The organism is Amycolatopsis sp. cmx-4-61 (assembly GCF_046548775.1).
Taxonomy (GTDB): domain Bacteria; phylum Actinomycetota; class Actinomycetes; order Mycobacteriales; family Pseudonocardiaceae; genus Amycolatopsis.
The window spans coordinates 238,266-259,334 of record NZ_JAEBEI010000011.1; the positions used below are offsets into that span (position 1 = coordinate 238,266).

Genomic DNA, 21,069 nt, shown 5'->3' on the forward strand with positions numbered 1-21,069 from the left:
CCTATCGACATGCCGTCGTCGCGATCTTGGACAGCGGGCCGCGGGTCGTGGTCGGGTCTCCGGTATGGACAAGGGATTGAGCAGACGCGGGCTGTTCGGCGTGGGTGCGGCGGCGGCCGCCGTCCTCGCGGGCGCCCCGGCCACCGCCCGCGCGACTTCGGGCTCCGGGCTGACGTTGCGCTGGTGGGGCAACAACGGCTGGGAAGTCCGCATCGGACCGAAGACCGTCCTCATCGACCCGTGGCTGACCCGGTTCAAGACGGGGACGTACACCAAGGAGGGCGCCGACCCGCGCACGCCGCTCTCGGTGAACCACGGGCTGATCGACGGCTACCTGGACCGCGGGTATCTGCGCGCCGACCACATCCTGGTGACGCACGGCCACTACGACCACCTCACGGACGTCCCGTACCTCGCCCAGCGCACCGGAGCCACGGTGATCGGCACCGAGACGCATTTGAGTCTCATGGCGGCGCTGGGTGCGCCGGAGGACCAGCTGGCCATCGCGACCGGCGGCGAGAACCTGACTTTCGAGGGCTACTCGATCCGGGTGCTGCGGTCCCTGCACTCGGCAACGGGCACCCGGGCGCAGGTGGCGTTCCCGGGCACGCGGCCGCTGTCCCGCCGCGACCGCCCGCGGGTGATCTCGGACCTGCTGGAGGGCGGCACACTGGCGTACGTGGTGTCCGGCGGCGGGGCGAGCGTCCTCGATTTCGGCGGCTCGAACTACGTCGAGTCCGAGCTGGCGGGCCTGCGGCCGGACGTGGTGCTGCTGCCACCCGGCGGCGCGAAGGTGACGGACTACGTCCCGCGGCTGCTGCGAACACTGGGAAACCCACGCTGGGTGGCGGCGACGCACTGGGACGATTTCGACTTGCCGCTGGGACAGGCACATGACCCGAACGGGGGACTGGAGGTGCTGCGCAAAGCGGTGGCGGCGGCGAGCCCGGAAAGCGGGTTCGTGGTGCTGGACCACCTCGGCGAGTTCACGCCGTAGTGCCTTGTCCACAGCCACGCCGTGATGTGGACAAGCAAGCCGCCCGAAGCGTTTTCGGGCGGCTTTGTCGGCGCGGGGCGATAGACTGGACCCGGGGACGCCCCCCAGGGAAGGGCGGGGGTGTCTCCCGGGTCCTGACCGCTAGCCGCTCTTGCGGCGGAACGTCCGCTTGTTCGCCGCCGGCCCGTGGGCGTGCTGGTTCTTGCCGCCGCCGTTCTCGTGCGACGCTCCCGAGCGCGCGTGCGCCTGCTTGCGCTCCAGTGCCTCGCGGAACTTGCGCTTGACGTCGTCCTCCTCGCCGCTGGGCGACGGGTCCGGCTCACTCATGCTTACCTCCGAAAACGACGACGTGTGACCGCCCCAGCCTGGCATCACTCCCACCCGATGGCGAGCCGATTCTCGTCACCCTTCGGCGTTTGGGCGACGGCACGCCGCCGAACCGGACGGACTTGCGGGTCAGCGGCCGGCCGCCGTGGTCGCACAGCAGCATCGGGCGCAGGCGCTCGCCGCATTCGACGTGGTGCAGCGTGATGTCCGGTTCCTGATCCGCCACCCCGAACCCGCGAGACCACTCCGCGATGAACGCCAGCCCCTTCGCCGTCAGGCGGTAGTCGCGGGCGTCCGTGCGGGTCTTCGCGTCCCGGTGCGCAGGACGCCGACCTCTTCTGCTCGCCGGAGGGGTGCGAGCAGACGGCGTGACCCGGTCGTCACCCCGTATGGTGTGCTGCCGGGCACCGGGGGTGCCACCCGCGACCGGGTACGGCGAGCACCGCTCGCCGGGGCGGCCTTGGGCTGGGCGCCGGTCCGTCGTCCCCGGGGACGACGAACCGGCCGGCCGCACTCGAGTCGGGAGGGTGGGCGTGAAGCTTTCGGTGTCGCTGGGGCTCTGGCAGGACCGGCCGCCCGAGGAGGCGCTGGACACCGCCCGCGCGGCCGAGGCCGCCGGCTACCCGGAGCTGTGGATCGGCGAGATGGCCACGTGGGACGCCTTCGCGCTCGGCACGGCGATCGGCGCGGCCACCTCCCGGATTTCCCTGACCTTCGGGCCGTTGGCGGTGACCGTGCGGGACCCGGCGACGATCGCCATGGGGGTCGCCTCGGTGGCCGCGCTGACCGGCCGCACGACCGGCGTCGCGCTCGGGACGTCGAGTGACGTCGTCGTGCGCGGCTGGCACGGCCGCTCCCGCGACCACCCGGCCACGGCGCTGGCGGAGTCCGCCGTCGCGGTCCGGCAGCTGCTGGCCGGCGAGAAGTCCGCGGTGGACGGCCGGGTCGTCGGCTCGCGGGGCTACCGGCTGCGGTTGCCCGCCCCGCACTCCCGGCTGACGATCGCCGCCTTCGGGCCGCGTGCGCTCGAGGTCGCCGCGCGGCACGCCGACCGGATGGTCGTCAACCTCGTCAGCCCCGCGGCCGCGGCGACGCTGGTGCGCGGGCTGCGTGCCGCCGCCCAGCGCGCCGGGACCGCCCCGCCGCCGGTGGCCGCGTGGGTGGTCGCCGCGGCCGACCCGGGACCGGCCGAGCTCGAACAGCTCCGCCGGGGCGTGGTCGGCTACCTCGCCGCGCCCGGCTACGCGGACATGTTCCGCGCGGAAGGCTTCGGTGACCTCGTCGACTTCGCGCGCACCCGGCCGCACCCGCGTGAGCTCCTGGCCGCGGTGCCTGCCGAAGCCGTCGCCGCGGTCGGGCTTTTCGGCACCCGCGACGAGATCGCCGCGAAGGTCGCCGAATACGCGGCGGCCGGGCTCGACGAGCTGGCCATCGTGCCCGCGACCGGCGACGACGACCCCGGTGGCGAAAAGACCCTCGCCGCGTGTCGATCCGCGGCCGTCCCGTTCGACGCGTGGGCATGACCGAACCCAACGCAACCCAGAACCTCGACCGATCCGGGTCCGCGGCGCTGCCGTGGAGCAGGGCGCGCGACCTCCTCGCCACCCAGACCCCCGCGGAGGACCTGACGTTCTTCGTCGGGACCGTCCGCCCCGACGGACGGCCGCATGTCGCCGGCGTCGGGGCCATCTGGGTGGACGACGCCCTGTACTTCGTGAGCGGGCCCGGCACCCGCCGGGCCCGCAACCTGGCGGTGAACCCGGCGTGCACCGTGTCGGTGCGGCTGCGCGGGATCGACGTCACGATGGAAGGAGAGGCCCACCGCCTCACCGAGCCGGGCACCCTCGAGCGCGTGGCGGCCGTCTACCGATCGGGCGGCTGGCCCGCGACGGTGGTGGACGAGGGGTTCACCGCCCCTTTCATGGCGGCGAGCGCCGGCCCGGCGCCCTGGCACCTGTACCGGCTCACGCTGCACCGGGCCTTCGGCGTCGCCACCGCCGCGCCCCACGGCGCCACCCGCTGGGACTTCACCCGCTGACCGCCGAGGCGACGAGCCCGCCGATGGCCACCATGCCGTCGACGTTCGGGTGCAGCGGCGCGGCGACCGACGTCGGGACGAGACTCTCGAACCACTTGACGCCGGGCAGCTTGCAGACGTCGTGGCCGATCGAGGCCGTCCGCACGTCGACGTAGTGCGCGCCGTGCGCGGCGGCCTGGCGGGCCAGGGCGGCGTTGGTCCTGTCGATGCTGCCCTGGATGTAGTTCGCGTCGCGCGGGGTCAGCGGCGCGATCGGCCAGCAGCCGTCGGGCGGCAGGTAGGTGCCGTAGCCGACCACGTGAACGCCGGCGTTCGGTGCCTTGGCGTGGATCGCGTCCAGCAGAGCACCCCACACCGGCTCGAACGCGGCGATCTTCTCGGCCAGCTGGTCGTGGCCGCCGGCGGTGTACCGGTCGACGCAGTCGGGCTTGCTGCCGGGCAGCAGGTTGATGCAGCTCGTCGCCGCCCCCACCAGGCCGATGTCGTTGCCGCCGATGGTCACGGTCACCGTGCGGGTCTGCTCGCTCAACGCGTCCAGCTGCGGCGGCACCGGGCCGGCCGGCGTCTGCTGCGGTGCGGTCATGTCCGCCGTCGTCGCGCCGGAGCAGGTGACGTCCTTCAACGGCACGCCGAGGGCTTTCGCGGCGACGTGCGGGTAGTCCAGCAGCGACCGGAGGCAGCCGGGGGAGGAGAGGTCCCACGGCGGGATCAGCGGCCCGGCCGCCGCGGAGTCCCCCAGTGCCACGTACTCGCCGGCGGTTTCCGCCCCGGCTGTGCCCGCCGTGCCCGCTGTCGCGCTCGTGAGCGCGGTGACCATGATCGCGATGAACGCCGTCGTCCTCACTCGCACGCCGTCCTCCTTGACGTTGTGCCGGCTGTTGGTTTCCGTGACACCATCGGCACCGATCGTGGCCGGATTGACTGGGAATCCGGGCAGAGAACGAGGGGATCGGTTGTGACCGAGCACAAACGCGGCGGGGACCTGACCCTCGGCGGGCAGCGCGTGCACGAGCGGCTCGCCCGGGAGGAGCCCGAGCTGATATCCCGCGTGCTCGCGCGGATCCAGGCCGAGGTCGCCGACTACCGGCGGCTCCCGGTCGAGGAACTGGCCGGTGACATCGCGGGCATCACGCGGCAGGCGGTGCGGGCGTTCGCGCGCAGCCTGCGCGAGGACCGCGGCCTGAACGCGGCCGAGCTGCGGCAGGTCGGCGCGTCCGCGGTCCGGCGGGCCGAGGAGGGGTTCCCGCTGGAGGCCGTGCTGACCGCCTACCACGTCGGCGCGCGGGAGATCTTCGCCGTCGGGTCCGCTGCGTCGGGCCGTGCGGACGTCGCCGATCTCCTCGAGGTCGCGGACCGCGTGCTGGCGTTCGTCGGCACGGTCACCGGCGCGGTCACCCGCGGGTACCTGGAGGAGCTGCGCACGAAGGTCGGGCAGGAGCACACCGCGCGCCGGAGTTTGCTGTCGGTGCTCGTCGACGGCGGCCCGGTCGATGTCGTCGCCCGCAGCGCGGGGATCACCCTGCCCGCGCGGTACCTCGTGCTGAGCGTCGAACTCGGGCCGCACGCGGACGAGGAGTCGCCGGAGGTGGACGCCGAGATCGCGGTCCGCCGCAAGCTCCGGCGGTTCCTCGCGGCGTTCGAACGGTTCTGCGGCGACGGGGTGCTGGCGTCCCTGGACGGCCCGGGCGGGCTGGTGCTGCTGCCGGTGGCGGGCCGCGCGCCGGACTGGCACGCCGTGCTCGACGCGGCCGGGCGCGCGGCGGGCGTCACCGTGCTGGCGGCGGCGGAAACGGCGGCGCCGCCGGAGGTCCGGGCGGTGGCGGCGCAGACCGGCGAGGTGCTGGACGTGCTGCGGTGGTTCGGCCGGCCGCCGGGCCTGTACCACCTCGACGACGTCCTGGTGGAGTACCAGCTGACCCGCCCGGGCGCGGCCCGCGACCGCCTCGCGGCGGCGCTCGACCCGCTGGACGCCCACCCGGAGCTGGTGGAAACGCTGGACGCGTACCTGCGGCTGGAGACGAACCGCCGCCGCACGGCGGCCCGGCTCCACGTCCACCCCAACACGGTGGACTACCGCCTCCGCCGCATCCGCGACCTCACGGGCATCGACCCCCTCCACCCGGCGGGCTTGCCCCGCATCCTCGCGGCCTCCGCCGCCCGCCGCGCCACCCACCCCTGACCCGCCCCCACCCGAGACGCCCCTCCAGACACGCGAGATGCCCACCCAGTCACGCGAGTTCCGCCTCCAAGCACGCGTGTCGACCCTCCAATCACGCGTGTCGACCCTCCAATCACGCGTGTCGACCTCCTGATCACGCGTGTCGACCTTTCGATCACGGGCGCCGGGCACCGGTCGGCGAACCGGCGCGCCCGGGAGGTCGGTTCGCAAGGGGTGGGCGGCCTGCCTCACGGAACTCGGAGCACTCGGCCGGCGAACTCGCGTACCCGGACGGTCAGTACCCGTGATCGGAGAGTCGACTCACGTGATTAGAGAGTCGACTCGCGTGATCGGAGAGTCGACTCACGTGATTGGAGGGTCGACTCGCGTGATTGGAGGGTCGACACGGCGTGGGCCAAAGCTCCGGTGACGGGGCACCAGCGTGAGCCAGGACACGGCACCTACGCCCTGGCCCTCGGTTCGTTACGCCCTACTGACCTGCCACACCCGCGATCGCGTCGGCGAGCTGGGGCCAGACCGCGCGCGGCAGGTTGTGGCCCATGCCCGGGATCACCACCAGCTCCGCGCCCGGGATCGCCTCCGCCGTCGCCTTGCCGCCGCTCACGTTGATCAGCGGGTCCGCGTCGCCGTGGACGACCAGGGCCGGCAGCCGGACGTCCCGAAGGCGGGCGGTGCGGTCGCCCGATGCCACCACCGCCGCCGCGTGGCGCAGCGTGCCCACCGGGTGGCGGGCGCGGTCGTAGTGCACCGCCGCCTTGGCCAGCAGGAACGCCTCGTCGTCCGGGTAGCCGGGGGAGCCCAGCCGCCGGTAGCCCTCGACGCTGTCGGCGAGCGCTTGTTCGCGGGTCGACGCCGGGGGACGCGTCAGCAGCGCCAGCGCCCACGGCTCGGCCCGCCCGACCGACGGATCGCCGGTCGTCGACATGATCGATGTGACCGACAGCAGCCGGTCCGGGTGGTCGATGGCCAGCTGCTGCACGATCATCCCGCCCATCGACGCCCCCACCACGTGCGCGCGGGAAATGCCCAGCGCGTCGAAGAGCCCGACGGCGTCGTCCGCCATGTCCGAAAGCGTGTACGGCGCACTCGACAGATCGCCCGCGGCCAGCGCGGCCAGGTCCGGCGGGGGCAGGTGGTCGAGCCACGTCGAGAGCCCGACGTCCCGGTTGTCGTAGCGCACGACGAAGAACCCGCGGCCGGCGAGCAGCTCGCAGAAGTCCTCCTCCCAGGTGATCATCTGGGCGCCGAGGCCCATCACCAGGACCAGCGGCGGGGCCGCCGGATCGCCGAAAGTGTCGTACTCGAGCTCGAGACCGTTGGCCTGTGCGCGTGCCATGCCCCGATCCTGCCGTACCCGTGCGGAGCTGGCACCCGGCCGGGCGGTGCCGTTACGGTTACTCCCCATGCCTCCCTCATCTTCGGGCACCGGACAGCGGCCCCGGTCGCGGGCCGCGGCCGGGCTGCCGGCGCTGACGGCCGACTCCATCGTCAGCGCGGCCACCGCCCTCACCGCCCAGCGCGGCCTGGACAACTGGACGCTGCGGGAGCTCGCCCGCGCGGTCGAGGCCTACCCGGCGGTGATCTACCACCACGTCGGCGACCGGGACGCGGTGGTCAACGCCGTCGTCGACCGGGTCGTCGGGCTGATCGAGCTGCCGGCGGAGCGGCTGCCGTGGCAGGAGTGGTTCACCGAGCTGCTGGCCGGTCTGCGCGCGGTGCTGCGTACCTACCCGGGCTGCGCGCGGCGGCTGGCGCTGTTCGGCCCGTCCGTCAAGGCGGCCACCCGCACCATCGACGCGGGCATCGGCGTGCTGCTGGACGCCGGGTTCGGCCGCGAAAGCGTGCTGGCCTACAACCTCCTGCTGATGACCGCCTGCCAGTTCGTCGCCATGGAGGACGACCGCGACGGCGCGCTCGCCCTGCGGATCGACAACACCGAGGAGTACGCGACCTACCGCGAGCGGGCCGACCTGCCGGGGATGGCCGAACTGGGCGCGGCGATGCACGACCTGATGGGTGACCCGGACCTCGCGTCGGGGTACTACGCGCAGCTCTACGACTACGCGGTCCGGCGGTGCCTCGACGGGCTCGCGCACCGCTTGGACGAACTTCGCGAATCGGGCGGCGAAGGCTGACAGCGACTTGACAGCGCCGCGGCGTACCGTGGCCCTGCGTCGGTGGTTCGCCCACTGACCCGGAGCCCCTGGCGCCCTCCTCCCCCTCGTGGCGCCGGGGGCTTCGGTCTACTCGCCGTGCCGTGGGGCCGGCGGCTCCGCCTGGATGGCCGGGAAGATCTCGCCGACGAGGGTCACGAGCGACTTCGACAGCAGCAGGTGCACCTGGTCGCGGGTCAGTGACCGGCGCACGAGCCACTCCCGGCCCGCGGACTTCACCATCCCGCCGAACGCGCGCACCAGCGCGTTGAGCTCGGGCCCGTGCTCGCTCGTCCGGGACAGCCCGACGGCCTCCAGCACGCGGTCGGCGGATTCGCGGTCCGCTTCTTCGAGGATGCGCTCCACCTCGAGGTCCCGGCCGATGCCCTCGGGCGCGATCGCGGCCAGCCACATCCGCTCCTGGCTGGTGACCATGTCGAGGAACCACTCGATGGCGACGTCGGCGCGCAGTTCGAGCGGCCCGTCGGGGAGGATCTCGACGGCCAGCCGCGGCACGGTCAGCGCGCGGCGGATGATCTCCAGGTACAGCTCGCGTTTGGTGCCGAAGTAGTGGTTGATCAGCCCCCGCGCGACCCCGGCCGCCGCAGCTATGTCCGAAGTGGACACTGCGGAATAGGGACGCTCACCGAACAGCCGCGCGGCACAGGCGTAGATCTGTTCCTTCCGTTCGTCCGGTTCCAGTCTTCGCCATCTCGGCGCCGGCTCGGTGTTCATCCGCCCATCGTCGCACGGGCCGTTGCGCCGAGCAGGGTAGTCAGCACGATGTCGGATGTGCCGCCACCCCGATCCCACTATCGGGGCACGGTCAGTCCGGCAGCGTGATCGGGGCGATGTCCGCGAAGCCGTCACCCGGGCCCGGGTTCGCCGGATCGGTCGCCCCGCCGAAGTGGTGCAGCACGCCCCACACGGCGTTCAGCGCGGTCTGCACCGCGCCCTCGGCCCACCCCGCCGTCCACGAGATGTCGTCGCCGGCCAGGAACAGGCCGCGGTACCGCGGTTCCAGGTCGTCCTGCACGAAGTGGGTGAACAGCCGCTGCTGGTAACGGTAGTGGCCGGGCAGGTTCGCCTTGAACGCGCCCATGAAGTGCGGCTCGGCCTCCCACGACACCGTCACCGGGTCGCCGATGATGTGCCGCCGGACGTCGACGCCCGGGTAGATCTCGCGCAGCGACTGCAGCATGACCTCGACGCGCTCGCCCACCGGCAGCGGCAGCCACTTCAGCGAGTCGTCGGCCCACGTGTACGACAGGCAGATCACCGCGGGCTTCGCCGGGTCGTCGCCGAGCAGGTACGTGCCGCGCGGCATCCGGTCGGTGAGCGTCATGCTCATCGCGTCGCGGCCGGTGGCCGGGTCGCGGTCCAGCCAGAACGGCCGGTCGACCGGCACGAACACCTTCGACGACGCCATGTAGTGCGTGCGCTCGATCGCCGTCCAGTGGTCGATGGGGAACAGCGCTTCGTCGCACTCGATGTTGGACAGCAGCATCCAGCTCTGCGCGGTGAACACCGCGGCCGGGAACGTCCGGATGTGGCCGCACGCGTCCGTCACGGTGATGTTGGCCGGTGCCGTGCGGTGCAGCCGCGCGACACCGGGCCGCGGCCGTCCGCCGTGCAGCGTGCTGAGGCTGGTGCCCACCGGCCAGAACGCGATGTCTTCCGGCGCGTGCTCCCACAGCCGCAGCGGCAGCTGCCTGCTGCCGCCGGTGATGCTGCGGTGCTCGTCGTCGGCTCCGGTGTAGACCACCCGCAGGATCTCCAGGATGGAGTTCGGGAAGTCGGTGTCCCAGCCGCCGGTGCCGAAGCCCACCTGGCCGAAGATCTCGCGGTGGCGGAAGGAGGCGAATTCGGGGGAGTCGCAGAGGAAGCCGTAGAACGTCTGGTTGTCCAGCCGCGGGACGAGCTCGTTCCAGAGCCGCTTGATCGTCTTCGCGTCGCGGTCGCGGATCGCCGTCTGCATCTCGGCGAAGGAGGCGTGCTCGGCCAGTGTCCGGTCCCAGGCCGCGGCGACCTCTCGGAAGACGGCGGGCAGCTCCTCCGGGGTGCGCGCGTAGTGGCTCTGTCCCTTCAGGTCCACGACGGTGCTCGGCGTCCCCGGCGCCAGCGGGTTCGGGAACGGCGTGGTCGCCAGCCCGACCTTGTCGATGTAGTGGAAGAGCGCGGTCGACGCGGGCGGGAAGCGCATCGCGCCCATCTCGGCGACGACGTCGTCCGGGCAGCCCGGGAACCGCACGGTCCGCAGCCGGCCGCCGAGCTCGGCGATCTCGTACACCACCGGCCGCAGGCCCAGCTTCATCAGTTCGTACGCGGTGACGATGCCCGAGAGGCCGCCGCCGATCACCGCCACCTCGGTGCCGTGCCGGTCGGCGGGCAGCGAGCCGAGGCCGGCGGGGTGGGCGAGGTAGTCGTCGTAGGCGAACGGGAAGTCCGGGCCGAACATGGTGATCGGGCGGCCCGCCGGTTCGTCGTGGTGGATCGCGGTCGGGACGGCGGAGGTCATGCGGTGGTTCCTCGGTACAGTTCGGGCCGTCGGTCGGCCAGGTGGGTGTTCTCCAGGCGGGACGCGGTCAGGGCGGCCCGCGTGACGTCGGCGGCGATCACCCCGGGCCCGGCACCGGCGCGGGCCAGCACCTCGCCGGTCGGGGCCACGACGCAGGACCGCCCGCAGTAGGTCAGCTCCTGCTCGGTGTCGCAGCGGTTCGCGTAGGCGACGAACAACTGGCTCTCGTAGGCCCGCGCGGGCACGAGCGTGTCGGCGACCAGCTCGTACGGGTGCATCAGCGCGGTCGGCACGACCAGCAGCTCGGTGCCGGCGAGCGCGTGCGCGCGGACCAGTTCCGGGAACTCGACGTCGTAGCAGATCAGCAGCCCGACCCGGACGCCGCCGAGGTCGGCCTGCACCACGGCTTCGTCGCCGGGGGTGAACCACGCCCGGTCGAGGTCGCCGAAGAGGTGCGTCTTGCGGTAGTTGGCCAGCCGCCGCCCGGTCGCGTCGACGAGCTGGACGCTGTTGTAGACGTGCTCGCCGTCGGTTTCCGGGTAGCCGTACGCCAGTGCGGCGCCCAGGCGCCGGGCCAGCTCGGCCATCCGGGTGGCGGTGGGACCGTCGGCGGGCTCGGCGAGCTCGTGCGTGCGCGCGCCGATGTGGTAGCCGGTGGTGCTCATCTCCGCGGTGACGACGAGGCCGGCGTCGGTTCCGCGCAGGTCGCCGAGCGGGCCCTGGTGGATCGCGACCCTCACGCCAGCCTCGACTTCCGGATCCCGTAGCCGAAGTAGAACAGCAGGCCGAGGACCATCCAGGCGCCGAAGACCAGCCAGGTGGCGCCGTCGAGGCTGAGCATCATGTACGCGCAGCAGAGCACGCCCAGGATCGGCGTCACCGGCGAAAGCGGGACGCGGAACGAGCGCGGGCGGTCGGGCTGGCGCCTGCGCAGCAGCAGGACGGCCACGTTGACCAGCCCGAACGCGAACAGCGTCCCGATGCTGGTGGCGTCGGCCAGCTTCCCCAGCGGGATGAACGCGGCCAGTGCGGCGACGAAGGCGGAGACCACTAGGGTGTTGATCCGCGGGGAGCCGGTCTTGGCGTCCACTTTGGATAAGGCGGCCGGGACGAGTCCGTTGCGGGACATGGCGAACAGGATGCGCGTCTGCCCGTAGAGGACGGTCAGCACGACGCTGGAGATGGCCACGATCGCGCCGACGGCCAGCAGCCCGGCCCAGAACGGGTTGTCCGAGACGACGTCGAGCACATGCGAGAGCGCGGCTTCCTGGCCGTCGAACTGCTGCCACGGCAGTGCGCCGACGGCGGCCACGGCGACCAGGCAGTACAGCACGGTGACGATGCCGAGGGAGAGCAGGATCGCCCGCGGTAGGTCGCGCTGCGGGTTCTTCGCCTCCTCGCCGGCGGTCGAGGCCGCGTCGAAGCCGATGTAGGAGAAGAACAGCTTGGCCCCACCGGCGCTCAGCCCGGCCAGCCCCAGCGGCAGGAACGGCGTGAAGTTCTTCGCCTGCACCGCGCTGAAGGCGATCGCGCAGAAGAGCACCAGCGTGCCGATCTTCACCACGACCATGACCACGTTGGCCCGCGCGCTCTCCTTCGCCCCGGACAGCAGCAGCACCATCGCGAGGACCACGACGAGGATGGCGGGCACGTTGACCACGCCGCCCGAGCCGGGCGGCTGGCTGAGCGCGTCCGGGATGGCGAAGCCGAAGGCCAGCCGCAGCAGTTCGTTCAGGTACTGGCCCCAGCCGACGGCGACCGACGCCACCGAGACGCCGTATTCGAGCACCAGGCACCACCCGCAGACCCAGGCGACGAGCTCGCCGAGCGTGGCGTAGGTGTAGGAGTAGGACGAACCGGACAGCGGGATCATCCCGGCGAGCTCGGCGTAGGACAGCGCCGAGAACAACGCCGTGACGCCGGCGAGCACGAACGAAAGGACCACCGCCGGGCCGGCCACCGGGACGGCTTCGCCGAGCACGACGAAGATGCCGCTGCCGAGCGTCGCCCCGATGCTGAGCATGGTGAGCTGGCCGAGGCCGAGCGACCGCTTCAGCGTGCCATGATCACCTTTGGCGACCAGGTCGGCGACCGGTTTCCGCCGCACCGTCGCGGCTCGCAAAGTCATGCCGACGACGGTAACGGCCGTTTCGGGCGGGCAAAACACGAGGACGTTGCGCGTACAGATGAATCACAGGTGATTCATTGCACATCGACGTCGAATCCTGGCGATTCGTTCCGAGTTCGATTTTCGGTGGCCGGACGATGTCGGATCGCCGGTGTGCCGTTCGTGGAGGGGGTGAGCGGCCGTCACGAGGGCGCCGCCGGAACCGCCAAGGGGACTGAGATGTCGCACCCGGAGCCCGTCGCCCACCGCATGTACGACCTGGTCGAGCCGATCGGCCTCGTGCCCTACTTCGCCGACGAGTCGGACGAAGCCCTGATGGCGCTGGGCCTGCGCAACGTTTGGGACGCCTACTTCGCCGGGCGGGCCGCGCCGCTGGGCCGCGGGGTGCCGGCGGAGGTCGTCCACGCGATCTTCTACAACTTCGCCCCCGGCGAGGTGGCCCGCCACCTCCCGCGGGTGTGGGAGCTGACCACGCCCGAGGCGGCGCTGGCGGCCCGCGAGCGGGGCTGCGTCGCGGGGATGCGCCGGATCCTCGGCGACCTCGCCGACGACCCCGCCGTCGCGCGGGCCGGCCACCTGCTGCTGAAGGCGGCGACCAGCGCGCCGGTCGAGGGACGCGCGCTCTACGCCGCGTTGCGCGCGCTGCCGGTCCCGCAGGAGCCGGTGGCCCGGCTGTGGCACGCCGCGACCCTGCTGCGCGAGCACCGCGGCGACGGCCACATCGTCGCCCTGGTGGCCGAGGGCATCGGCGGAACGGAGGCCCACGTGCTCCACGCCCTTTCCGCCGGCATGCGCCCGCAGGACTTCGGCCGCGTCTGGCACCTCCCGGCCGCGCAGCTGGACGCGGTCATCGACGGCATGCGCGCCCGCGGTCTCGTCGGCTCCGACGGCTGGCTCACCACCGAGGGCCGGGCCACCAAGGACCGCGTCGAGGCCCTGACCGACCGCCTCGCGGAGGCCCCGTACCACGCCCTGACCCCCACCGAGCTCGACCACCTCGTCGCCGACCTCGAACCGATCTCGAAGACCTTCCGAGCCACCTTCCCGATGTGACCCGAGCTTCCCGAGCCATCACCCGTGTTCAGAGGGTCATCACCCGTGATTGGGAGGTCGACACGCGTGATCAGAGGGTCGACACGCGTGATTGAAGGGTCGACACGGCCCGCCTTCGTGTCGACCTCCCAATCACGCGAGTTGACTCTCCAATCACGCGTGTTGACCCTCTGGTCACGCTGGTGGGGTGGGTTCTGCGGCGGGCAGGAGGACCGTGAACGTCGGGGGGGACGGGCGGCTGAGCCGGAGGCGGCCGCCCTCGGCCTCGGCGAGGCCGCGGGCCAGGCGCAGGCCGATGCCGTGGCCGCTGGGGGCCGTCGCGAACGGGTCCGTTTCGCCGAGGTCCGGGCCTTCGTCGGCGACGTCGATGGCGAGCGCGTCACCGGCGTCGCGGGCCAGCACCGTGACCGTGCCGCGCCCGTGCGTCACCGCGTTGTCCAGGAGCACGCCGAGGACCTGGCGGACCGCCGCGGCGGCCACGTGCGCCGGCGGCGGGTCCTCCCGGAGGATCCGCAACGCCCGGCCCTGGGGGCCGAGCAGGGCTTCGCCGGCCTGGCGGACCTCTTCGAGCAGCGCGTCGAGGGCCAGCTCGGCCCGCGGTGCCCGGCGTTCGCGGCCCAGGGCCAGGAGGTCCTCGATCGTCCGTTCCAGCCGGTCGGCGGACGCGATCCCGGCGCGGATGGCCGCGTACGGGTCCGCCGCCGGTGTCTCCAGCGCGGCTTCGAGCTGCAGGCGCAGCCCGGTCAGCGGGGTGCGCAGCTGGTGGGACGCCTCCGCGGAGAACGCCCGCTCGCGCTCCAGCGTCGAGCCGATCCGGGCCGCCGTGGCGTCCAGTGTTTCGCCGACCTGGTCGATCTCGGGGATGCCCGCGCGCGGGGACCGGGCCGTGAAGTCGCCGTCGCCGAGCCGGTCGGCCGCCGCGGCCAGCTCCTCCAGGGGCCGGACGAGCCGCTTCGTGAACCGCCGGGCCAGCAGCCAGCTCGCCCCGGTCGTCGCGACCGCGAGCCCGGCCATGCCGAGCCAGGTCAGGATGATCCGCTGCCGCAGATCGGACATGGGCATCGCGGCGCGGACCACACCGGTCAGCCGGGAGCCGCTGACCACCGGCACCGCCAGCGCGAGTTCGTCGCCTTCGCGGCCGATGACGACGTCCACCGTGGCCCGGGCGGCCTGCCGCTCGACCGGGCCGCCGACGGCGGGCCCGTGCCCGGCGAGCAGCTGCCCGTCCGGGAGGTAGATCGCGACGACGGCTTCGTCTTCGCCCGCCTCCGACGGCGGCACCTCGGGCCTCAGGCCGGCGTCCAGCTCGTGCGACACGGCGAGGGCGGCGGTGTCCGCGGCCCGTTCCAGGTCGCCCTTCGCGTCGTCGTGGTAGTACTGCCACACCGCGAAGGCCAGCGGCAGCGCGAACAGCAGGGTGGCGACGAGTGCGGCCAGCACCGTCAGCGACGTGATCCGGCGGCGCACGGCTACCCTTCGGCCGCGGTCCGGGTGGGGTCTTCCAGCCGGTAGCCGTGCCCGCGCAGGGTGGCGATCCGCGGCACCTCGTCGTCGGGCCCGGCGGCCGCCGAGAGCTTGCGGCGCACCGCCGCGATGTGCACGTCCAGGGTCTTCGTCGAGCCGTACCAGTGCGCGTCCCAGACCTCGGACATCAGCGTCTCCCGGCTCACCGCCACGCCGGGCTGCTCGGCGAGCCGGGCCAGCAGGTCGAACTCCTTCGCGCGCAGGACCACTTCGCGCCCGCCCAGGGTGGCGCGGCGGCCGGCGATGTCGACGGTCAGCCCGCCGATGGTGACCGGCGGCCGCGCCCCGGCCGGCGCGCCGCGCCGCAGGTGCGCCCGCACCCTGGCCAGCAGTTCGCCCAGCCGGATCGGCTTGGTGAGGTAGTCGTCCGCGCCGGCGTCGAGGCCGACGACGACGTCCATCTCCTCCTGCCGGGCGGTGAGGATGACCAGCACGGCGGACGGCAGCGCGGCCCGCAGGCGGCGGCAGACCTCGACGCCGTCGAGGTCGGGCAGGCCCAGGTCGAGCAGCACGAGGTCGAAATCGCCGGGTTCGGCCGCCTGCAGGGCGGTCCGCCCGTCGCGGCGCCAGCACACCTGGTGCCCGTGCAGCCGCAGGGTCGATTCGAGCACGCTGCCGATCGCCGCGTCGTCTTCCACCACCAGCAGGTTCGGCATGCCGGAAGCGTAACCGGCGAAGGGCCGGATCCCGGACTGCTGTGGCCTATTCCGCCCGCGTCGCGAGGCCGATCTGCGATATCCGCATCGAAGCGGCGGTCAGCGCTTCGGTGAACGCAGCGACTTCGCCGGGCCCGAACCGGCTGCTCGGCCCGGTGATCGCCAGTGCGGCCAGCAGCCGTCCGTCGCCGTCGTGCACCGGCGCGGCGACGCTGGACGCGCCCGGCTCCGGCTCGTCGTGGCTGACCGCGGCGCCGCCGGTGCCGACAGTGCCGCCGGTGCCGACAGTGCCGCCGCTGCCGACGGTGCCGTTCAGCACGCGCCCGGCGGCCCCGAACCCGAGCGGCAGCTCGTCGCCGACGCGGCCCACGTGCCGGATGGCCAGCGGTCCCTCCTGCTGGGCCACGCAGACCAGCACGGACGTGCTGCGCACGTAGACGTTCACCGTCTCCCGGCACTCCCGGGCCAGCTCGCGCAGCACCTGGCGGACCGGCTCGGGCAGCTGCCACGCCGTGTTCGCCAGGTGGGCCCACCGCAGCATCCCGGGCCCGACGGTGATCCGCCCGTCCGGCCGCGTCCAGAGCAGGCCGCGCTGCTCGCAGGTGGCGACCAGCCGCAGCACCGTCGTCTTCGCCAGGCCGCTGGCCGCCGTGAGGTCCTTGACCGCCCAGGTCCGGCGGTGTTCGGTGAAGAGGGCGAGCAGGTCGAACGCCCGGAGCACGCTCCGCACCGAGCCGTCGTCGGCCGCCTTCATGCGTGACTCCCGTCCGCCTGGTGGACTCAGCGTACCGCCAGGCGGACCGGATCAAGCAACGTGTCGCTCGAACGCCGTAACGGTCTCGGCGAGCACGTCGGCGCCCGGCCGGGCCCACAGGTCCGCGTTGAACACCTCGACCTCGATCGGCCCGGTGTAGCCCGCGGCTTCGACGGCCGCGCGCAGCCGGCGGTGGTCGATCGGGCCGTCGCCGGGCAGGGCGCGGCCCAGCAGCGGGTCGGGCAGCGGCACGAGGACGTCGCAGACGTGGAACCCGGCGAGCCGGCCGGCGGCCGCGGCGATCGACTCCTCGATCCGCGGGTCCCACCAGACGTGGAACTCGTCCACGACCACCCCGACCTGCTCGGCCGGGTGCTCGACGGCGATCGCCAGCGCCTGGTCCACAGTGGACAGCACCGACCGCTCCGCGCACTGCATCGGGTGCAGCGGCTCCAGGCCGAGCCGGACCCCGCGTTCCCCGGCGTACGGCGCCAGCTCGCCGACGGCGTCGGCGACCCGCTGCCGGGACGCGGTGAGGTCGTTGCCCGCGATTCCGCCCACGACCAGCACGAGCACGCCGGCCCCGAGCGCGGCGGCTTCGTCGATCGCCTCGCGGGTCCGCGCCACACCGTCCACAGGGGACCCTTCGGGGGTCACGCCGGTGAAGAACCCGCCGCGGCACAGCGACGAGACCCGCACACCGTGCTCCTTCAGCAGCCGGGCGGCCTCGTCGACGCCGGTCTCGGCGACCTTGTCGCGCCACAGCCCGATCCAGCCGACGCCCGCCTCGGCGCAGCCGGCCACCGCTTCGGGCAGCGACCAGGACTTCGTGGTGATCTGGTTGAGGCTCAGCCGGGGGTCCATCACGCGACCCCCGCGACCTGCAGCAGCGGCCGCATCCGGGCCTCGGCCAGGTCCGGATCGGCCAGCACGCCCGCCTCGTCGGCCAGCCGCAGCAGCGTGGCCAGGTGGGTGATCGTACGGGCGGACTCCTGGCCGGCGATCATCCGGAAGTGGTCCTGGTGGCCGTTGAGGTGGGCGAGGAAGACGACGCCGGTCTTGTAGTGCCGGGTCGGCGCGCGGAAGATCTCGCGGGACAGGGCCACCGTGGGGTCGAGCAGGGCGCGGAACCCGGGTGCGTCGCCCTCGTCCAGCCGACGCAGTCCCGCCGCGGCGACCGGGGCGATCGGGTCGAAGATGCCGAGCAGCGCCTCGCTGTGGCCTTCGGCGTCCCCGGCGATCAGCCCGGGGTAGTTGAAGTCGTCGCCGGTGTAGCAGGCGACGCCGTCCGGGAGCGCCCGGCGGAACTCGACCTCGACCTCGGCGTCGAGCACCGACACCTTCACCCCGGCGATCGCGGGCGCGTGCTCGGTGCACAGCGCCACCAGTTCGCGTGCGGCGGCGCGGACGTCGTCGTGGCCCCAGTAGCCGGCCAGCGCCGGGTCGAACTGCTCGCCCAGCCAGTGCAGCAGGACGGGGGCGCCCGCCTCGGACAGCAGCTTCCCGTACGCCGCGTGGTAGTCGGCCGGGCTCCCGGCGGCGGCGGCCAGTGCCCGGCTGGCCATCACGACCGGGACCGCGCCCGCGCCGGCCACCAGATCGAGCTGCTCCCGCCAGGCGTCCACAATGGACGTCACGGCCGCCGGGCCCGGCGGCAGCTGGTCGGTGCCCACCCCGGCGCACCAGCGCCGCCCGGCCGCGACCGCGCCGGTGCGGGTCACCAGCTCCCGCGTCGCCGGCCAGTCGAGGCCCATGCCGCGCTGCGCGGTGTCCATCGCCTCCGCGACCCCGAGCCCGCACGACCAGAGGTGCTCGCGGAAGGCGAGCGTCGTGTCCCAGTCGACGGCGTAGGGCTCGTCGGCCCGCGCGTCGGCGACGACGTGCGCGGCGGCGTAGGCGATGCGCGACTTCGGCGGCGACAGTGATGTCTTCGGGGGCTCGGGGGGCCGTGGCCCGGACGGCGACCAGTTCAGCAGCTCGCCGCCGGGGGCCGGGAGCACGAGCATCGAGGACCTCCGAAAGGGTCAGAAAGCGCTTTCTCAACCCACGGTAGGGCCTGGGCCGCGCCCGCGGCAAGGCCCGGTGGGGTCAGCGCTTGGGCCGTCCGGTGCTTTCGCGCAGGACGACTTCACCGGAGAGCCGGACCGTCCGCGGCCGGGTACCCTCGGAGCCCTTGATCGCCAGGTCCATCGCGCGTTCGCCGAGTTCCTCCAGCGGCAGCCGCACGGTCGTCAGCGCCGGGGCGAGGTCGCGGACCACCGGGATGTCGTCGAAGCCGGCCACCGAGATGTCGCCGGGCACGGACAGGCCTTCTTCGCGCAACGCCGTCAGCGCGCCGATCGCCATCACGTCCGTGACGGCGAACAGGCAGGTCGGCAGCTTGCGCCTGCGGCCGGCGAGCAGCCGTTTGGTTGCCTCGTAACCGCCGTCGCGGCTGAACGCGGCCTCGACGACGTCGTCTTCGCGCAGTTCGATGCCGTGCGCGGCCAGCTCGCCGGAGAACCCGGCCAGCCGGTCGATCACCGTGCTCAGCCGCCGCGGCCCGGCCAGCACGGCGAACCGCTTGTGGCCGAGGCCGATCAGCTCCTTCGCCAGCGCCGCGGCCCCGCCCTTGTTGTCCGGCTGCACCGTGTCGATCTTGAGCCCGCGGTGCCTGCTGACCGCCGCGACCTGGCCGCCACCGCGGCGGTAGGGCTCGAGCTCGGCGGCCATCGCGCGTTCCCAGGCGCGGTCTTCGAACGCCGAGCCGATGAGCAGGATGGCCGCGGCCCGCTGCGCGCGCAGCGTCGAGACGTAGGCGACTTCGCGGTCCGGGTCGCGGAAGGTGCCGGCGAGCATCACGAGCAGGCCGTTGTCGGTGGCCACCCGCATCACCCCGCCCGCGATCGCGGCGAAGTACGGGTCGCTGACGTCGTGGCAGATCACGCCGACCGTGCGGTGGGTCCCACCGGCGAGGGCCTGTGCGTGCGCGTTGGGGGCGTAGGCCAGCTCGGCCGCGGCGGCGGACACCCGCTCCCGCAGGTCGGCACGGACGGACGCGGTGCCGTTGAGCACCCGCGACGCCGTCGCGAGCGAGACGTTCGCGCTGCGTGCCACGTCTTCCAGTGTCACGTGCGGCCGGGCCTTCATGGCTGGCTCCTCCAAGATCGGTCTCGAGTGTCTCGGCGTGCTCGGTCGGTGCAATCTTCTGGGAGGGGGGTGTGTCCGGAGAAGCCGCTGCTCGGGGGACCTCCCCCGAACGAGTGAAAACCGCCGGGAAGATCGGACGCCGGATGTGTGTTGCACACCAGGAGAAGTCGCAAGTGGTGAGCCCGCCACTGCCGATCGACGCGAAAGGAACCACGCATGCTGTTCGGTGACGAACACGTCCGCCGCTACGAGGAGACCGACGGCGAGGTCGGCCACGACTGGCAGGAGGGCGTGCCCACGCTCGTGCTGACCACGAAGGGCCGCAAGACCGGGCAGGAGCGCAAGTTCGCCCTGATCTACCAGGAAGTCGACGGGAACCCGGTGATCGTGGCCTCCAAGGGCGGCGCGCCGAACCACCCCGGCTGGTACTTCAACCTCCTGGAGCACCCCGAGGTCGGCGTGCAGATCAAGGCCGACAAGTTCACGGCCCGCGCTCGCACCGCGGCCGGCGAGGAGCGCGCGAAGCTGTGGGAGAAGCTGGCCGCCGTCTGGCCGGACTACAACGAGTACGCCAAGAAGACCGACCGCGAGATCCCGGTCGTGGTGCTCGAGCGGCAGTGACGTTCCCCGCTGTGATCTGCGCCGCGTTCGGCGCGGGTACGGGCCGATCCGGCCGGTCGTGGGCTACGAATAGCTCTCATGGACCGCTGGACCGCCCTGGACACCGAAGGTGAGCTGCTCACCCGACGCCAGATGATCGCCTACGGCCGGCGCTTCGCCCGCGCCGGCCGTGGTGCCTGGTACAGCTTCGCCATCGAGGTGGTCTGGCAGTTCCTCGCCCAGACCACCCGGTTCCGCGTGCGGGGCGCGCGGAACATCCCGAAGTCCGGCGGCGTGCTGGTGGCCTCGAACCACCTGTCGTTCGCCGACCCGACGACGCTGACGGCGTTCTGCCTCGCCGCGGGCCGCGTGCCGCGGTACCTGGCGAAGGCGTCGCTCTGGCAGCTGCCGGTGGTCGGCCGCGTGATGCGGTCGGGGCGGCACATCCCGGTCTACCGCGGCGCGGCGACGGCCGCGGAGGCCTACCGCGACCTGGTGGCGTCCGTGCGCGCGGGCGAATGCGTCGCGATCTTCCCGGAAGGCACGTTCTCGAACGACCCGGACGGCTGGCCGATGCGCGGCAAGACCGGCGTCGTGCGGGCGGCGCTGGAGACGGGCGCCCCGGTCATCCCGGTGGCCAACTGGGGCACCCACCACCTGCTGCCGTCGACGGCGAAGTTCCCGCACGTGCTGCCGCGCAAGACCGTCGACCTGGTGGCCGGGCCGCCGGTCGACCTTTCGGACCTCGTCGGCCGCGAGCTGACCCGCGCGGTCCTGGAGGAGGCGACGGCGCGGATCATGGCCGCGATCACGGAACTGCTCGTGTCGATCCGCGGCGAGACGCCGTCGGTCGCTGCCTGAAAACCGTCGGTGGTGGGTGAGAACCTGCCCGCATGACCATTCCCCGGTTCTCCCACGAGCGGATTCCGGTCGGGGACGTGCACCTCGGCGTCGCGCGGGGCGGCGACGGGCCGCCGGTGGCGTTCCGCGCCGCGCTCGACCACCCCGCGGCG

The 21,069-nt window shown here is 73.1% G+C and carries 21 protein-coding genes; 8 read left to right on the forward strand and 13 right to left on the reverse strand.

The window, feature by feature from the left end:
- The first annotated feature begins 64 nt into the window (after window positions 1–64).
- Window positions 65–997 (forward strand): MBL fold metallo-hydrolase, encoded by a 933-nt coding sequence (locus ACLJOU_RS28530; RefSeq protein ID WP_410571473.1) that lies wholly within the window; start codon window positions 65–67, stop codon window positions 995–997.
- 141 nt (window positions 998–1,138) lie between these two features.
- Here ACLJOU_RS28530 and ACLJOU_RS28535 read toward each other — a convergent pair whose 3' ends face one another.
- Window positions 1,139–1,324: a DUF5302 domain-containing protein gene (locus ACLJOU_RS28535; RefSeq protein WP_410571475.1), complete on the reverse strand. Its 186-nt coding sequence runs from the start codon at window positions 1,322–1,324 to the stop codon at window positions 1,139–1,141.
- 533 nt (window positions 1,325–1,857) lie between these two features.
- Here ACLJOU_RS28535 and ACLJOU_RS28540 point away from each other — a divergent pair.
- Window positions 1,858–2,847, forward strand: coding sequence for an LLM class F420-dependent oxidoreductase (locus tag ACLJOU_RS28540; protein WP_410571477.1), 990 nt, complete (start codon window positions 1,858–1,860; stop codon window positions 2,845–2,847).
- The gene (locus ACLJOU_RS28545) at window positions 2,844–3,362 is read left to right on the forward strand and encodes a pyridoxamine 5'-phosphate oxidase family protein (protein ID WP_410571479.1); all 519 of its coding nucleotides are present in this window, start codon (window positions 2,844–2,846) and stop codon (window positions 3,360–3,362) included. Before ACLJOU_RS28540 ends, ACLJOU_RS28545 begins: the two co-directional genes overlap by 4 nt.
- Here the strand turns inward: ACLJOU_RS28545 and ACLJOU_RS28550 are convergent.
- The gene (locus tag ACLJOU_RS28550) at window positions 3,352–4,206 is read right to left on the reverse strand and encodes an SGNH/GDSL hydrolase family protein (RefSeq protein ID WP_410571570.1); all 855 of its coding nucleotides are present in this window, start codon (window positions 4,204–4,206) and stop codon (window positions 3,352–3,354) included. The genes ACLJOU_RS28545 and ACLJOU_RS28550 overlap by 11 nt on opposite strands.
- A 111-nt stretch (window positions 4,207–4,317) precedes the next feature.
- Here ACLJOU_RS28550 and ACLJOU_RS28555 point away from each other — a divergent pair, with 111 nt between their 5' ends.
- Window positions 4,318–5,541 carry a PucR family transcriptional regulator gene (locus tag ACLJOU_RS28555; RefSeq protein WP_410571480.1) on the forward strand — a complete coding sequence of 408 codons (1,224 nt, stop codon included), beginning with the start codon at window positions 4,318–4,320 and terminating at the stop codon, window positions 5,539–5,541.
- Window positions 5,542–6,010: 469 nt separating this feature from the next.
- On the opposite strand, the gene ACLJOU_RS28560 is transcribed toward ACLJOU_RS28555, so the two are convergent.
- Window positions 6,011–6,877 carry an alpha/beta fold hydrolase gene (locus ACLJOU_RS28560; protein WP_410571481.1) on the reverse strand — a complete coding sequence of 289 codons (867 nt, stop codon included), beginning with the start codon at window positions 6,875–6,877 and terminating at the stop codon, window positions 6,011–6,013.
- A gap of 67 nt (window positions 6,878–6,944) precedes the next feature.
- On the opposite strand from ACLJOU_RS28560, the gene ACLJOU_RS28565 reads away from it, so the two are divergent.
- Window positions 6,945–7,676, forward strand: a complete 732-nt coding sequence (locus ACLJOU_RS28565; RefSeq protein WP_410571482.1) for a TetR/AcrR family transcriptional regulator — start codon at window positions 6,945–6,947, stop codon at window positions 7,674–7,676.
- Between the two features lie 108 nt (window positions 7,677–7,784).
- On the opposite strand, the gene ACLJOU_RS28570 is transcribed toward ACLJOU_RS28565, so the two are convergent.
- From ACLJOU_RS28570 to ACLJOU_RS28585, 4 genes are all read right to left on the reverse strand, one after another.
- A complete protein-coding gene (locus ACLJOU_RS28570) occupies window positions 7,785–8,429 on the reverse strand; it encodes a TetR/AcrR family transcriptional regulator (protein ID WP_410571483.1) in 645 nt (214 codons plus the stop codon).
- 91 nt (window positions 8,430–8,520) lie between these two features.
- Entirely contained in the window at window positions 8,521–10,212 is a 1,692-nt protein-coding gene (locus ACLJOU_RS28575; protein ID WP_410571484.1) for a flavin monoamine oxidase family protein, read from the reverse strand.
- A complete protein-coding gene (locus tag ACLJOU_RS28580; RefSeq protein WP_410571486.1) occupies window positions 10,209–10,952 on the reverse strand; it encodes a carbon-nitrogen hydrolase family protein in 744 nt (247 codons plus the stop codon). The genes ACLJOU_RS28575 and ACLJOU_RS28580 overlap by 4 nt, the downstream gene beginning before the upstream one ends.
- Window positions 10,949–12,340 (reverse strand): amino acid permease, encoded by a 1,392-nt coding sequence (locus ACLJOU_RS28585; protein WP_410571488.1) that lies wholly within the window; start codon window positions 12,338–12,340, stop codon window positions 10,949–10,951. The genes ACLJOU_RS28580 and ACLJOU_RS28585 overlap by 4 nt, the downstream gene beginning before the upstream one ends.
- A 219-nt stretch (window positions 12,341–12,559) precedes the next feature.
- On the opposite strand from ACLJOU_RS28585, the gene ACLJOU_RS28590 reads away from it, so the two are divergent.
- Window positions 12,560–13,393: an SCO6745 family protein gene (locus tag ACLJOU_RS28590; RefSeq protein ID WP_410571490.1), complete on the forward strand. Its 834-nt coding sequence runs from the start codon at window positions 12,560–12,562 to the stop codon at window positions 13,391–13,393.
- 174 nt (window positions 13,394–13,567) lie between these two features.
- Here the strand turns inward: ACLJOU_RS28590 and ACLJOU_RS28595 are convergent, their stop codons facing one another.
- The 6 genes from ACLJOU_RS28595 to ACLJOU_RS28620 all read right to left on the reverse strand — a co-directional run bounded on the left by ACLJOU_RS28595 (window position 13,568) and on the right by ACLJOU_RS28620 (window position 19,456).
- Window positions 13,568–14,860 (reverse strand): sensor histidine kinase, encoded by a 1,293-nt coding sequence (locus ACLJOU_RS28595; protein ID WP_410571491.1) that lies wholly within the window; start codon window positions 14,858–14,860, stop codon window positions 13,568–13,570.
- A 2-nt stretch (window positions 14,861–14,862) separates the two neighbouring features.
- Entirely contained in the window at window positions 14,863–15,573 is a 711-nt protein-coding gene (locus ACLJOU_RS28600; RefSeq protein ID WP_410571493.1) for a response regulator transcription factor, read from the reverse strand.
- Between the two features lie 46 nt (window positions 15,574–15,619).
- On the reverse strand, window positions 15,620–16,327 hold the full coding sequence (locus ACLJOU_RS28605; RefSeq protein WP_410571495.1) for an IclR family transcriptional regulator: 708 nt from the start codon (window positions 16,325–16,327) through the stop codon (window positions 15,620–15,622).
- 51 nt (window positions 16,328–16,378) lie between these two features.
- The gene (locus ACLJOU_RS28610; protein ID WP_410571497.1) at window positions 16,379–17,191 is read right to left on the reverse strand and encodes a sugar phosphate isomerase/epimerase family protein; all 813 of its coding nucleotides are present in this window, start codon (window positions 17,189–17,191) and stop codon (window positions 16,379–16,381) included.
- Window positions 17,191–18,333: a dihydrodipicolinate synthase family protein gene (locus tag ACLJOU_RS28615; protein WP_410571499.1), complete on the reverse strand. Its 1,143-nt coding sequence runs from the start codon at window positions 18,331–18,333 to the stop codon at window positions 17,191–17,193. The genes ACLJOU_RS28610 and ACLJOU_RS28615 overlap by 1 nt, the downstream gene beginning before the upstream one ends.
- An 82-nt stretch (window positions 18,334–18,415) precedes the next feature.
- Window positions 18,416–19,456, reverse strand: a complete 1,041-nt coding sequence (locus ACLJOU_RS28620) for a LacI family DNA-binding transcriptional regulator (RefSeq protein ID WP_410571501.1) — start codon at window positions 19,454–19,456, stop codon at window positions 18,416–18,418.
- Window positions 19,457–19,672: 216 nt separating this feature from the next.
- Here ACLJOU_RS28620 and ACLJOU_RS28625 point away from each other — a divergent pair, with 216 nt between their 5' ends.
- On the forward strand, window positions 19,673–20,077 hold the full coding sequence (locus ACLJOU_RS28625) for a nitroreductase family deazaflavin-dependent oxidoreductase (protein ID WP_410571502.1): 405 nt from the start codon (window positions 19,673–19,675) through the stop codon (window positions 20,075–20,077).
- 78 nt (window positions 20,078–20,155) lie between these two features.
- Window positions 20,156–20,917 (forward strand): lysophospholipid acyltransferase family protein, encoded by a 762-nt coding sequence (locus ACLJOU_RS28630; protein WP_410571504.1) that lies wholly within the window; start codon window positions 20,156–20,158, stop codon window positions 20,915–20,917.
- The last annotated feature ends 152 nt before the right edge of the window (window positions 20,918–21,069 follow it).

Coding starts and splice junctions, on each gene's coding strand:
- ACLJOU_RS28605 (WP_410571495.1), bottom strand. CDS start 16,327: ATGAAGGCGGCCGACGACGGCTCGGTGCGGAGCGTGCTCCGGGCGTTC.
- ACLJOU_RS28590 (WP_410571490.1), top strand. CDS start 12,560: ATGTCGCACCCGGAGCCCGTCGCCCACCGCATGTACGACCTGGTCGAG.
- ACLJOU_RS28585 (WP_410571488.1), bottom strand. CDS start 12,340: ATGACTTTGCGAGCCGCGACGGTGCGGCGGAAACCGGTCGCCGACCTG.
- ACLJOU_RS28545 (WP_410571479.1), top strand. CDS start 2,844: ATGACCGAACCCAACGCAACCCAGAACCTCGACCGATCCGGGTCCGCG.
- ACLJOU_RS28530 (WP_410571473.1), top strand. CDS start 65: ATGGACAAGGGATTGAGCAGACGCGGGCTGTTCGGCGTGGGTGCGGCG.
- ACLJOU_RS28610 (WP_410571497.1), bottom strand. CDS start 17,191: ATGGACCCCCGGCTGAGCCTCAACCAGATCACCACGAAGTCCTGGTCG.
- ACLJOU_RS28630 (WP_410571504.1), top strand. CDS start 20,156: ATGGACCGCTGGACCGCCCTGGACACCGAAGGTGAGCTGCTCACCCGA.
- ACLJOU_RS28600 (WP_410571493.1), bottom strand. CDS start 15,573: ATGCCGAACCTGCTGGTGGTGGAAGACGACGCGGCGATCGGCAGCGTG.
- ACLJOU_RS28560 (WP_410571481.1), bottom strand. CDS start 6,877: ATGGCACGCGCACAGGCCAACGGTCTCGAGCTCGAGTACGACACTTTC.
- ACLJOU_RS28625 (WP_410571502.1), top strand. CDS start 19,673: ATGCTGTTCGGTGACGAACACGTCCGCCGCTACGAGGAGACCGACGGC.
- ACLJOU_RS28575 (WP_410571484.1), bottom strand. CDS start 10,212: ATGACCTCCGCCGTCCCGACCGCGATCCACCACGACGAACCGGCGGGC.
- ACLJOU_RS28565 (WP_410571482.1), top strand. CDS start 6,945: ATGCCTCCCTCATCTTCGGGCACCGGACAGCGGCCCCGGTCGCGGGCC.
- ACLJOU_RS28620 (WP_410571501.1), bottom strand. CDS start 19,456: ATGAAGGCCCGGCCGCACGTGACACTGGAAGACGTGGCACGCAGCGCG.
- ACLJOU_RS28535 (WP_410571475.1), bottom strand. CDS start 1,324: ATGAGTGAGCCGGACCCGTCGCCCAGCGGCGAGGAGGACGACGTCAAG.
- ACLJOU_RS28570 (WP_410571483.1), bottom strand. CDS start 8,429: ATGAACACCGAGCCGGCGCCGAGATGGCGAAGACTGGAACCGGACGAA.
- ACLJOU_RS28615 (WP_410571499.1), bottom strand. CDS start 18,333: ATGCTCGTGCTCCCGGCCCCCGGCGGCGAGCTGCTGAACTGGTCGCCG.